The following is an 11872-nucleotide window of genomic DNA, read 5'->3' as shown; positions in this document are numbered from 1 at the left end:
GGAAAAATCAACTGCCTTTTTCTCATTCCCGGTTAAATCCATAGGGTGTTTTGCTCCGCCATTTAAAAATCAGATTTGGCAGGAAAATATCCAGATTGCGCAGGGTAGAAAACGCCTTTGTCCCGGCACTGCCACCTCGAAACTTATCTTTATAGGAGATCGTCCGCCGCAAAAGTCGGATATCTTTGGGATCCATGACCTTTTCTTCTTCCAGAACATGAATAAACTCATAGGTGGAGTCATCCATCTTCTTGGCGTCCGCAGACAAATTCTGTGCCGTATAACCATGCACATAAAGCGGCTGGTCTACAAAAGAAAACGGTGTCCGCTGGCAAAGCAGAAGCAACCAGAGGAAATAATCGTCCGATCCGTTCTTTTTTCCTATATGCTGTGTCCAGACAGCAGGGATCATAGCCTTTGGAATCAGGCACTGTCCCGGTGAAACGATCTGGTTGCCAATGCGAAGATAGGTCTTGTAATCACCGACCAACTTTTTATGGTAATCCGTGCGATACCATAAGACCTCTCCGTCCTTTTGCTCCATAAGAGCATTTGAGACCAGTACCGGATAACGCATGATCTGCGCGATCTTTGTCCGGGAAAATTCCTGCCCCAGCGTCGCATGCACCTTATCTGCCTCCGTCTGGTATTTTTTCATAGTCGCAATAAAGGTAGCGACTGCATCCTCCCGCAAGCGGTCGTCCTGATCCAGAAAGATCACATAGTCACCGGTGCAGAGAGAAAGCCCGCGTACGCGCGCCGCATGGATCCCGCCGTTTTGCTTCTGGTCGTAGATCCAGATATTGCAATCGCCACCGTCTTCCGGCAGGACAACGCTCTCCTCCGGACTGTCATTTATGATCACGGCTTCCAATTCATCCGCACTCTCCAGATTTTTCTGGTTTGCGCGGATCATTTTTTTGTAATCTGCCATATAAGCATTCCCCTTATAAAAGGCAGTGATAATACTTACTTTCATCAAAAACTTGCTCCATATTTTCTGCCAAAGAACTTTGCTTTGAGAAAAGCGCCGCCCTTTTTCAGCCAGTTGACCGGTTCCATGTGCATGGTCGCCACTTCCTTGACGCGCGGTGCATCTTTGCTCTCTTGCTCTTTTAACAACCAGACATTAAAAAGGATCTCACTGACACGTCCAAAGAGTCTCGCCTCAAAGGCGCTCATGCTTTTCAGATCATCCTGCATGGCATCCTCTAAGTCTGCCAGGATCGGGAAAAGCCATTTGCAGTAGGCATCCAGATAGGTCCGCCGCATAATGCACATATTAAACATATATCCCCAGGTTGATGCGTAGACCTTTTTGCATGCTGCGTCATATTCCGGGCATTTGCTGTGAATGATCTCCTGTGCCAGATCCAGGTGCTTGGCATCCAGCGTGTGTGCATAGTGTGAATACAGGGATTCAATATAATACTTACGTTTTGTCGGCACGACGATGTCATAAGCCTCCATAAGATCCCCGGCTTCTGCTGTCGTCAATACGCAATCCATCAGGTCGTTTGCATGCGCCTTCCGATAAGAGCGGCTCTTTCCTGTAAAGTATCTACGGTAATGTACCAGACCGATGGCATCTGCATCCAGATTTTTCCAAGCCCAGTAGAGACCGGTCAGTTCGCAGTAAGTTGGATTTTTTGCTGATATATTCTCGCCTGTATTGTCACACACAAGTCCTAGGATGCTGTCCTTTCCCTCTGCGCCCACTTGTAGGGGCAGATAGACGGATTCTGCCGGTGTCTTGTATGGCTTATGCATGGCAATGATGATCTTTGTTTGCATAATTTTCTCCAAATCATAGTTTTTTACATTATAGCATACTATGCAGGTGAATTGTTCAAGGGGATATGAAAATAGCCGTCATTACTGCAAATAATGACGGCTGTTCCTAAAACACTTATTTAATTTTTCCGATCTTCATGCCATCACGCATCGCCATCGTCGTCATCTGCGATCGTATTGGCAACCGCTGCGCTCGCGCCTGCCACTGCCGATACCACCACAACCACTGCAACGATAACAACAAACAAGATCAGTATGGCAAAAAAAATCAAAAACCCCATCTCTGTCATTTTACCTACCTCCAAAAACAACTAAGCACAGTATAACACACCGGGATGGAAATTACACATGTTTGTTTTATTTTCTGTAATAAATAGAATTCCAGTTCATTTCATTCTTAAACTGACGGATGTTGGTGTCCTTATCAATATAAACTGCCTCAATGCCCATATTGGCAGCCCAATCCCCCATCTGCTCTGCGCTCAGATCATAGGAGAAGGCAGTATGATGTGCACCTCCTGCCAGAATCCAGGCCTCGGTGCCAACTTTGAGATTTGGCTGCGGTGTCCAGAATGCAGTTGCAACCGGAAGTTTTGGCATTGGTTTTTCTGTCTTTTTGCAATCCACATCGTTGATGATCAGACGGAAGCGGTCGCCAAGATCAACCAGTGATGTTGCAATAGCAGGTCCGGTCTTTGATGTAAATACCAGTCTTGCCGGATCCTCACGCTCGCCCATACTCAGTGGCTGCTCCTTGATTGCGATCCTGCCGTCCGCGATCGTCGGACAAACCTCCAGCATATGTGCTTCCAGAACGCCTTCCTTACCCGGTACCAGATTGTATGTGTAGTCCTCCATAAAAGATGTTCCCTTGGCATCTTTGACTCCCTGGGTCATGATCTTCATGACACGCACCATAGCCGCGGTCTTCCAGTCACCCTCAGCACCAAATCCATAGCCTTTTTCCATCAGACGCTGGATGGCAAGTCCCGGCAACTGTTTGAGTCCGCCCAGATCTCCGAAGTGTGTAACGATCGCCTGATAATTTCTCTCTTCCAGAAAACGCTCAAAACCGATCTCTATACCCGCCTGCACTGCTACATGCTGACGGAATTCTTTTTCGTCTCTGCCCTCAAGCAGGATGTCATACTTGCTGTAATATTCCTCTACCAAAGTATCAATATCTGCCTGTGATACGGCATTCACGGCTTCTACGATCTCATTGACCGGATAGGCATCTACTTCCCAGCCGAACTTGATCTGTGCCTCGACCTTGTCGCCCTCGGTAACAGCAACATTTCGCATATTATCAGCCACACGCATCACGCGGACATGGCTGCTCTCGATCACGCCCACTGCCGTACACATCCATGCGCCGATCTCCTTCTGGACATCCGCATCTTCCCAATAGCCGGCGATGACCTTGCGCTCCATGCCAAGACGGCTGAAGATATGACCATATTCACGATCACCGTGCGCGGATTGGTTCTCATTCATAAAGTCCATATCGATGGTGTCATATGGAATCTCCCGGTTGAACTGGGTATGTAAATGCAAAAGTGGTTTGCGCAATTCCTGTAAGCCCAGGATCCATGATTTTGCCGGAGAAAACGTATGCATCCAGGTAATGATACCTGCGCAATTCGCATCCGTATTTGCTTCGTTAAAAGTTCTGCGGATCACTTCATTTGTGATCATGGTCGGCTTCCAGATGACCTCGTATGGCAGGTTGCCGGATCTGTTCAAAGCCTCAACGATGATCTTTGAATGTTCTGCCACATGTGCCAGGCACTCCTCTCCGTACAGATCCTGTGATCCGGTGCAAAACCAAAACTGATAATTCTTCTTTTCTAACATGTCTGCTCCTTTCCTATATCTCGCTATTTTAGCGTAATCATTACTCTCTTACTGATTATCTTATGTCAAAGTCCAGATCCTGTCTTTTCATTTTTTTATGAAGATAGGGTAATATTTTCAATTTCGTTGACACTGCTTTTTTGCAAGTTGTATGATGATGCCAGAAAGCCTGCCAAAGTACACATCCTTTGGCAAATACAGACAAAAGGAGCCGCTGTTTATGAAAGTAATGAATATTGAAAACCCGGAAGAATTTTTAAAAGTCATTGATGCCTGTGAAGGACAGGTAGAACTCGTCACCGCTGATGGCGACCGTTTGAACTTAAAGTCAAAATTGTGTCAACTTATTTCCCTGACGACCATTTTTTCTTCCAGTTCCGCTATCCCGGAAATGGAGATCATCGCCCATGAAGCAGATGACTCCAAGCGCATCATGGATTATCTGATGCGTGGCAAAATATAACGCAACTTTTTTTCATACTCCTTACAAAAAGAAACTGACCGGAAAGTAAGTATTCCGCGTCAGTTTCTTTCTTTTTACCGATTCTGTTTTAACTTTACATAGGCTCCCGCCATATGTTCTTTTGCCCAGGCGATCTCCTTGGCTCTGCGATAGGCTCCGCTGATATCTCCCCGCACCAATGGGGCATAGAGGATCTTTGCCACGCGCCCATCCTCCGATAAGTGGCGGCGCAGTCTGCCATACAAAGGACCTTCCAGTTCAGCCCTTGCCCTTGCCATGACCTCGCGCTTGCTGTCGCCGTGCTGTATGCCTCTGACCATGGATGACTGGAAAGACCGGAAATATACCCCAGCCATGACTTCATGCAGGCGCATGCGCCATGCTCCAACGTCCAGATTTTCCAAACCGCCTGTCTCTCCTTTGGTCATGCCCTCGGTCACCGTCTGGATCTTTCGCATCTGCATATTAAGGAATGCCTGTACTCTGGTCTTTTGCAGGGCAAAATATTCCGGCAGATACTTGTCCGTCAGGCGGCTCTGTCCGCGATTGGCATAATGGTACAAGACATCCGGCAACGTCAAAAGACTTTGCAATGCTCCTGCTGCCTGCACATTAAATAAAATGTCCTCAATATGGACGATATTCTGAAACTGCAACTTCTGTTCCTGTAAGAAAGAAAGCCGGTATGCCTTATTCCATGCATAGCCAAACATAGTCTCATGCTCCAGTTCTATGATATAAGGATAGGCATAGGCAAGCGGTCTTTTCCACCCCTGTGCGCCATCATGGATATGATCTGAAAAATAATATAATTCCGGCGTCTTCTGCACCTGATAGGACAAGGCATTTTTTTGATAGTAGTCCTCGGTGTAGCCAAAGACGACCATATCCGCCGGCTGCTCGTCCAAAGCATGATAGAGCCTTTCCAAAAGGGTCTTTTCCACGCCATCATCCGCATCCAGAAACAGGATATAGTCTCCGGCGGCATGAGAGATCCCGGTATTGCGCGCCATACTAAGCCCCTCGTTCTCCGGCTTATGGATCACGACATAGTCTGCCTGCTTGCCGCGAAATGCCTGTAAATAAGATTCCGCGACCGCTCCCGTCTGATCTGTAGCACAGTCATCTACCAGGATCACCTCAAAGTTGTTATAGGTCTGTTCCAAAAGATCCTGCAACAATCCCGGCAGATATTCTTCTACATTGTATGCCGAGATCACCACGGAAAATTTGATCTGTCCTGTCATCTTTTTGCTCCTTATCTTTGCTACTTCTTATCATAATGCATAGGATGCGCTTTCGTCTACTGCTTTCTTTCCGTTATGTACTGGGGCGAGCCGGAAGCAGGTAGAAGTGGGCAGGACCGAAGGGGCGGGGAAGAACGCGTCGTGAAATTCTGTATCTCTAGAAAGAGGCTGTTTGTTTTTATTTATAAGAACTGTCTTTGCAAAGTTAAACAGGCTCTGGGATAGTGTTCGTCTGTGGCAGATATGAATGCAAAGCGTATTAGAGGTGCCCCTGAATATCTGCCACTGACGGACATATCCCGCCGCCTGTCGAAGCTGTGCAAAGACAGTTCAATTTCAAACAAGCAGCCTCTTTCAGAGATACGACGAATTTACACTCCAATACATGCTTCCCCGCCCCTTCGGTCCTGCCCACTTCTGCTTGCTTCCGGCTCGACCCTATTTCCAACAACGAAAAATGCCAGCAGGCAAAACCCTCTGGCATTTTCACACATTTTATTTATATTTCTTTTCCGGTGGAGCACAAGAACTACAACCGCCGCACGATCCACAGTCACCGGAGCATAAGCCTTTCCCGGATTTTTTCTTTTTGATCAAACTGTGTAAGATTGCTGAAACAATAGCGATCAATACAAGTAATACAATGATTGTTCCCATATCATTCACCTCGAAACCGGCTCAAAAGAGCCACATTTTTATTTATTGATTGCTGCATATTTATCCTTGCGGAAGAGCAGATAGATAAAGCCGATCACAAAGATAAATGCTACAACGGTTCCAAATCCAAAGACACCTGCGGTAAAGAGTGTTCCGATCTGGTAGATGCACATTGCTACAATGTAAGCAAGTATACACTGATATCCGATTGCAAACCAGAACCACTTTGGATTGTTCATCTCTCTCTTGATAGCACCCATTGCTGCGAAACATGGTGCACAGAGAAGGTTGAATACCAGATAGCCGTAAGCGGCGATTGGTGTCATCACCTGCGCCAGATTGCCCCATACTTCGGAACCATCTTCTGCAACTTCCGCAAATCCATAAAGCATACCAAAGGTAGCAACAACGTTTTCTTTTGCGATCAAACCAGATACGGCTGCAACTGCCATCTTCCAGCCCTGACCTGCCTGTGTCCATCCAAGCGGTGCAAAGATCCATGCGATCGCAGTGCCGATCTTAGCAAGAATACTTGCATCCAACTGCTCTGCCTCGAGCATTCCGAAGGAACCATTTGCCCATCCGAAACTCATCAGGAACCAGAGTACGATGGTGGATAAGAGGATGATGGTACCAGCCTTCTTGATGAAGGACCAGCCACGCTCCCACATACTACGAAGTACACTGCCAACGGTTGGCCAGTGGTAAGCAGGAAGTTCCATAACGAATGGAGCAGGATCGCCGGAGAACATCTTTGTCTTCTTCAAGATGATACCGGAACAAATAATTGCTGCCATACCTACGAAATATGCACTCCATGAAACCCATCCTGCGTTATCGAAGAAAGCACCTGCGATCAAAGCGATGATCGGCAACTTTGCTCCACATGGGATAAAGGTTGTTGTCATGATAGTCATCTTACGGTCACGGTCATTTTCGATCGTTCTACTAGCCATGATTCCAGGAACACCACATCCGGTACCGATCAGCATCGGAATGAAGGACTTTCCGGAGAGACCAAACTTACGGAAGATTCTGTCCATAACGAAAGCAACACGCGCCATGTATCCACATCCCTCCAGGAATCCCAGGAAGATGAAGAGAACTAACATCTGCGGAACGAATCCAAGAACTGCACCAACACCGGCAACAATACCGTCCAAGATCAATCCCTGCAACCAGTCAGCACAATTGATAGAAACTAAGAAGTTCTCAATTGCCGGAGGAATGATCTCGCCAAAGAGTACATCATTGGTCCAGTCAGTCAGGAATCCACCAACGGTTGTGATAGATACATAATAGACAAGCCACATAACTGCTGCAAAGATCGGCAGACCAAGAATACGGTTGGTCACGATACGGTCGATCTTATCTGAAGTGGTAAGGGCGCCCGCATGTGCCTTCTTGATACAATCATTGATAATGCTTCCAATGTAGTTGTATCTCTCACCTGTGATGATGGATTCTGCATCATCATCCAGTTCTTCTTCACAGGAAACAATATCTTTTTCGATATGTGCGATGATATCCTGTGATAATCCTAACTTTTCCTGTACCTTGGTATCACGCTCAAATAACTTGATCGCATACCAACGCTGCAGATTCTCATCATCAATGTTATGTAAGCAAAGTTCTTCGATATGAGCAAATGCATGCTCTACAGAACCATTGAAAGAATGCTTAGCCTTCTGAGACTTCTTAGAAGTAGCGGCGATGGCTCTTGCTGCTGCATCCTCTACACCGGTACCCTTTAATGCGGAGATCTCTACAACCTCAACACCCAGTTCTTCGGCAAGTCTCTTGGAATTGATCTGGTCGCCATTCTTGGCAACAACGTCGATCATGTTGATCGCAACAACAACCGGGATTCCAAGTTCTACCAACTGTGTTGTCAGGTAGAGGTTTCTTTCCAAGTTGGTACCATCAACGATATTTAAAATGGCATCCGGATGCTCGTCGATCAGATAATTTCTTGCAACGACTTCCTCCAATGTATAAGGGGACAAAGAATAAATACCCGGTAAGTCAGTGATGGTAACTTCCTTATCTCCTTTGTATTTTCCTTCTTTCTTTTCTACCGTAACGCCCGGCCAGTTTCCTACAAACTGGTTGGCTCCGGTCAGGGCATTGAACAATGTGGTCTTACCACAGTTCGGATTACCTGCTAATGCAATACGTACTCCCACCTTTTAGTCCTCCTTCACATCAATCATAGCTGCATCTTCTTTGCGAAGAGACAACTCATATCCTCTTACAGTAACTTCAATCGGATCACCAAGTGGTGCGACCTTGCGCACATATACTTCTACGCCCTTTGTGATACCCATATCCATAATTCTTCTCTTGGTAGCGCCCTCTCCGTTTAATTTTGTAACGACTGCAGACTGGCCTACCTTCACATCACGTAATGTTTTCATCTTGTGACTTCCTTTCCTTTGCCATTCTTTTTCCTTTATTTAAAAAGCACGTCTTACGCGTACCATTTAAACCATGATCTTAAGTGCCATTTCTTTTCCGATCGCCACACGCGAATCTTTAACATTGATGATCACATTGCCATCTGCCTCCGAAACGACGCTGACTTTGGATCCCGGCACAAATCCTAATTTTTCCAGAAACAATCTCGTTTCTTCTTTGCCACCGACCTTTTTGATCAGTTGCTCTTCTCCGTTGTTTGCCATAGCCAAAGGCATCATCTTACTCACCTTCCTCATTTTGTGCACAAATAAAACTTTTGTTAGTATCCGCTAACTCACGGTCAAAAAAGAAAATGCCTGTTCCATGTGAGCAACAATGGTTAGCACTTTCTAACTACATTGATATGTTAGCACAATCTAACTACAGTGTCAATCGCCTCACTTTAGAAAATTTCATAAATTTTCCGGTCCAGTAAGCGGTTTCCTGTATGATTTTTCCATTTTCTATTGCACTTCTTGGAAAAATGCTTATAATTATTTATACAGTTGTTTAACTAATAGGAGGTTTTTACATGAAGAAAGAACAAAGACTCAATCCGGACATTTTTGCAAAGGAATCTATCTGGAAACTCATGGTCAAAATGTGTCTGCCAGCGGTTATCACCATTCTGATCATGGTCATCTATAACATGGCAGACATCTACTTTATCGGACAGTTAAAGGACCCCTACAAGGTCACAGGGCTTTCCCTTTGCATGCCGATCACCACACTCTTATCTGCACTGGGCAGTATGATCGGCACCGGTGCTTCTTCCTGCATTTCCGTTGCCATGGGACGCGGAGATGACTCCAAGGTAGCACACTACTCCAGTTTTTCTTTTTATTTTTCCATCTTCAGCGGCGCTGTTTTTACCGCCATCGTTCTCATATTCCAGACCCCCATTCTGGATCTGATCGGCACCAGTGCTAATACCAGAGGCTACGCAGCCTCCTACCTTAGTCTGATCATGCTGGGTGCACCGCTTACCATGCTAAATACTGCGACCGGTCAGATCATCCGTTGTGAAGGTGCCTCTGTATCTGCTATGGTCGGAAACCTTTTGGGAACCATATTAAACATCATTTTGGATCCTATCTTTATTCTTGTGCTTGGCATGGGAGTTCCGGGTGCTGCCATCGCAACCTTGATCGGCACCGCCAGCAGTAGTATTTACTATATCGTTTTCATCATAAGAAAATGTAAACACGTAACCATTCATCTGCACGATTTTACACTGGGGCAAGGCGTTGCGACCGGTGTGCTTGCCATCGGTCTTCCCTCCGGTGTCAGTACGCTGCTCAACAGTATCTCCGGCATTTTTGAAAACAATCTTCTGGTCGCACACGGCGATCATTATGTAGCCGCCTTATCCGTTGCCGGACGTGCCACCATGATCATTGGCATGCTGCAAATCGGCGTTGCTATGGGTGTCCAGCCGATCATCGCCTACAGTTACGGTGCAAGAAATTGGAAACGTATGCGCGAGACGATCTTAAAAACCTCCCTTGTAACCGTTATTCTCGGTCTTGCGCTCACGCTTTTGTGCCGTGGTTTTTCCACTACTCTTGTCAAGGCATTTTTGGATGATACGACGATCATTCCGCTTGGTGTCTACGTGATCAGCATTGGCACACTTTCCGGACCTTTTATCGGTCTCTACCAACTTTGTACCACCTTTTTGCAATCAACCGAGAAGCCATCCTATGCGCTTTTTGTATCTCTTCTGCGGCAGGGCGTGATCTTTATCCCGGCACTTTACCTTCTGGATTCCCTTTACGGATTCCATGGTATCGTGTGGGCGCAGCCGCTTGCGACCTTTATTGCCCTTGGGCTGGCGCTGATTTTCGCCTTGCATCACTACAAAAAACTTCGCACACTTTCCGAAATTTAATGCCATTTTTGCAAAATCCGTGCTATGATGTCATCATAAGTTTATGGCTATCTCCTTGCGAGATAGCAGATTGATCAAATTTAAGATAAGAGGATTATAGATGAACACGAAAAACAACAGAAAATTTCAGGAAACAGATGCTCACATCTGCGCTACTTTTTTAGACTTGTTAGATACGCATGATTTTGACAACATCTCCATTTCCCTGCTCTGTCAGAAAGCCGGCATTACACGCGCCACTTTTTATTCTCATTTTGGCGATATGAATCATTTTTTTGATGCTGTAGCCCAACGGCTTTTTCTCGAATTGCGGGATGAGGACTGTGCAAACTTTCGAAAGATGGACTCACAGGGCGAACTCCACCATGCTTCCATACTATCGCTCTTTGAACATATTTTGAAGTACCGCTCCTTTTATCAGGTCTATATCACACGGGTATCACAGTTACCATTTCTGTCTGTTGTTGCCACCTTCGAACATACAGATGGCATTCACCAATACGCCGTCCGCCATGGTATCACCTCTGCGCGTCAGGCGAATTATTGTGCTACCTTTTACTACACCGGGCTAACTGCCATGATCCGCATGTGGCTGGAAGACGGATGTCCGGAGACACCGGAAGAAATGTATCAACTTATGCTCTTTCAAGCCAAAGCAAATAAAAATATTTTTTAACAAAACTGTTTTATTTTTCCGTCTGCTCGCTAATCTGCCTTCCCTCGTGATCCATATGGTAATTGTCGCGGTGGATGAGTTCCGAGATCGGCACGATCTCATAGCCCTGGTCGCGCAAGGAATTGATGACCGTTTCTAGGGCATCTGCCGTATAGGTCGCACCATTGTGCATCAGGATAATAGATCCATTTCCCAGATGCTTGTGCTCTGTGACTGTCTGCACGATGGAAGATACCCCGTAATTTTTCCAATCCAGACTGTCAACATCCCATTGGATGGGGTAATAGCCCATCTCACGCGCCGTCGTGATGACCTCATTGTCATAGTCGCCATAAGGCGGGCGGAACAAAAACATATCATAGCCGGTGATCTCTTTGACCTTGTCATGCACCTGCTGCAATTCCGATTTACATTCTTCCACAGACAGTTGTGACATATTCTTATGATTTTCGCTATGGTTTCCCAGATCATGCCCCGCTTCATAAATGGCTTTTACATCATCCGGGTAGGACTCGACCCAGTCTCCGGTCATAAAAAAGGTCACATGCACATCATTCTTTTTCAAAATCTCTAGTATCCGCGCCGTATCCTCATTTCCCCATGCCGCATCAAAGGATAATGCCACCTTCTTTTCGTCCGTATCGACACAGTAGATGGGCAGTTCCCTGCCGCCAACGCTCGCCGATGTTGTCAGCGCATTGGTCTGATATTGTCCGATCAGCCCTATACTAAGACAGAGCAGCCCCAGTACGACCAGGCCTGCTCTGATTTTATTGTTTTTATGTTTTTGATAATCAGCCATATGTTTCCCCAAGATCTCACTTGGTTTA

General features: G+C 46.1%; 13 protein-coding genes. 3 read left to right on the top strand and 10 right to left on the bottom strand.

The window, feature by feature from the left end; translation table 11 throughout:
• Window positions 1-22: 22 nt before the first annotated feature.
• The 4 genes from DW183_RS08820 to araA form a co-directional block, all read right to left on the bottom strand.
• Entirely contained in the window at window positions 23-979 is a 957-nt protein-coding gene (locus DW183_RS08820) for a glycosyltransferase family 2 protein (RefSeq protein ID WP_118281629.1), read from the bottom strand.
• Window positions 979-1794: a DUF4422 domain-containing protein gene (locus DW183_RS08815; RefSeq protein WP_118281628.1), complete on the bottom strand. Its 816-nt coding sequence runs from the start codon at window positions 1792-1794 to the stop codon at window positions 979-981. The genes DW183_RS08820 and DW183_RS08815 overlap by 1 nt, the downstream gene beginning before the upstream one ends.
• A 143-nt stretch (window positions 1795-1937) precedes the next feature.
• The gene (locus DW183_RS12535; protein WP_178011194.1) at window positions 1938-2084 is read right to left on the bottom strand and encodes a hypothetical protein; all 147 of its coding nucleotides are present in this window, start codon (window positions 2082-2084) and stop codon (window positions 1938-1940) included.
• Between the two features lie 67 nt (window positions 2085-2151).
• Entirely contained in the window at window positions 2152-3651 is a 1500-nt protein-coding gene (araA, locus tag DW183_RS08810; protein ID WP_118281627.1) for an L-arabinose isomerase, read from the bottom strand.
• 220 nt (window positions 3652-3871) lie between these two features.
• Between araA and DW183_RS08805 the strand changes: the two genes are divergently transcribed.
• On the top strand, window positions 3872-4114 hold the full coding sequence (locus DW183_RS08805; protein WP_118281626.1) for a polya polymerase: 243 nt from the start codon (window positions 3872-3874) through the stop codon (window positions 4112-4114).
• A 74-nt stretch (window positions 4115-4188) separates the two neighbouring features.
• On the opposite strand, the gene DW183_RS08800 is transcribed toward DW183_RS08805, so the two are convergent.
• The 5 genes from DW183_RS08800 to DW183_RS08780 form a co-directional block, all read right to left on the bottom strand.
• Window positions 4189-5361 carry a glycosyltransferase family 2 protein gene (locus tag DW183_RS08800; protein WP_118281625.1) on the bottom strand — a complete coding sequence of 391 codons (1173 nt, stop codon included), beginning with the start codon at window positions 5359-5361 and terminating at the stop codon, window positions 4189-4191.
• A 495-nt stretch (window positions 5362-5856) separates the two neighbouring features.
• Complete coding sequence (locus DW183_RS08795) at window positions 5857-6018, bottom strand: FeoB-associated Cys-rich membrane protein (RefSeq protein ID WP_118281624.1); 162 nt, start codon at window positions 6016-6018, stop codon at window positions 5857-5859.
• Window positions 6019-6056: 38 nt separating this feature from the next.
• Window positions 6057-8204 carry a ferrous iron transport protein B gene (feoB, locus tag DW183_RS08790; protein ID WP_118281623.1) on the bottom strand — a complete coding sequence of 716 codons (2148 nt, stop codon included), beginning with the start codon at window positions 8202-8204 and terminating at the stop codon, window positions 6057-6059.
• Between the two features lie 3 nt (window positions 8205-8207).
• Window positions 8208-8435: a FeoA family protein gene (locus tag DW183_RS08785; RefSeq protein ID WP_118281622.1), complete on the bottom strand. Its 228-nt coding sequence runs from the start codon at window positions 8433-8435 to the stop codon at window positions 8208-8210.
• A gap of 66 nt (window positions 8436-8501) precedes the next feature.
• The gene (locus tag DW183_RS08780; protein WP_118281621.1) at window positions 8502-8714 is read right to left on the bottom strand and encodes a FeoA family protein; all 213 of its coding nucleotides are present in this window, start codon (window positions 8712-8714) and stop codon (window positions 8502-8504) included.
• A 293-nt stretch (window positions 8715-9007) separates the two neighbouring features.
• Here DW183_RS08780 and DW183_RS08775 point away from each other — a divergent pair, with 293 nt between their 5' ends.
• Window positions 9008-10366, top strand: a complete 1359-nt coding sequence (locus tag DW183_RS08775) for an MATE family efflux transporter (protein WP_118281620.1) — start codon at window positions 9008-9010, stop codon at window positions 10364-10366.
• A gap of 100 nt (window positions 10367-10466) precedes the next feature.
• Window positions 10467-11042 (top strand): TetR/AcrR family transcriptional regulator, encoded by a 576-nt coding sequence (locus DW183_RS08770; protein WP_118281619.1) that lies wholly within the window; start codon window positions 10467-10469, stop codon window positions 11040-11042.
• A 10-nt stretch (window positions 11043-11052) separates the two neighbouring features.
• Here DW183_RS08770 and DW183_RS08765 read toward each other — a convergent pair whose 3' ends face one another.
• A complete protein-coding gene (locus DW183_RS08765) occupies window positions 11053-11844 on the bottom strand; it encodes a polysaccharide deacetylase family protein (protein ID WP_118281618.1) in 792 nt (263 codons plus the stop codon).
• Window positions 11845-11872 lie beyond the last annotated feature (28 nt).

Source organism: Roseburia sp. AM16-25 (genome assembly GCF_003473825.1).
In the GTDB taxonomy this organism is placed as follows: domain Bacteria; phylum Bacillota; class Clostridia; order Lachnospirales; family Lachnospiraceae; genus Pararoseburia; species Pararoseburia lenta.
Note: the sequence above shows the minus strand (reverse complement) of the source record. Positions and strands in the feature narration are given on the sequence as shown.

Bases quoted from the DNA above. Each gene is read 5' to 3' on its own strand.
- DW183_RS08800 (WP_118281625.1), bottom strand. From the start codon at position 5,361: ATGACAGGACAGATCAAATTTTCCGTGGTGATCTCGGCATACAATGTA.
- araA (WP_118281627.1), bottom strand. From the start codon at position 3,651: ATGTTAGAAAAGAAGAATTATCAGTTTTGGTTTTGCACCGGATCACAG.
- DW183_RS08795 (WP_118281624.1), bottom strand. From the start codon at position 6,018: ATGGGAACAATCATTGTATTACTTGTATTGATCGCTATTGTTTCAGCA.
- DW183_RS08765 (WP_118281618.1), bottom strand. From the start codon at position 11,844: ATGGCTGATTATCAAAAACATAAAAACAATAAAATCAGAGCAGGCCTG.
- DW183_RS08770 (WP_118281619.1), top strand. From the start codon at position 10,467: ATGAACACGAAAAACAACAGAAAATTTCAGGAAACAGATGCTCACATC.
- DW183_RS08775 (WP_118281620.1), top strand. From the start codon at position 9,008: ATGAAGAAAGAACAAAGACTCAATCCGGACATTTTTGCAAAGGAATCT.
- DW183_RS12535 (WP_178011194.1), bottom strand. From the start codon at position 2,084: ATGACAGAGATGGGGTTTTTGATTTTTTTTGCCATACTGATCTTGTTT.
- DW183_RS08815 (WP_118281628.1), bottom strand. From the start codon at position 1,794: ATGCAAACAAAGATCATCATTGCCATGCATAAGCCATACAAGACACCG.
- DW183_RS08780 (WP_118281621.1), bottom strand. From the start codon at position 8,714: ATGATGCCTTTGGCTATGGCAAACAACGGAGAAGAGCAACTGATCAAA.
- DW183_RS08820 (WP_118281629.1), bottom strand. From the start codon at position 979: ATGAAAGTAAGTATTATCACTGCCTTTTATAAGGGGAATGCTTATATG.
- DW183_RS08805 (WP_118281626.1), top strand. From the start codon at position 3,872: ATGAAAGTAATGAATATTGAAAACCCGGAAGAATTTTTAAAAGTCATT.
- DW183_RS08785 (WP_118281622.1), bottom strand. From the start codon at position 8,435: ATGAAAACATTACGTGATGTGAAGGTAGGCCAGTCTGCAGTCGTTACA.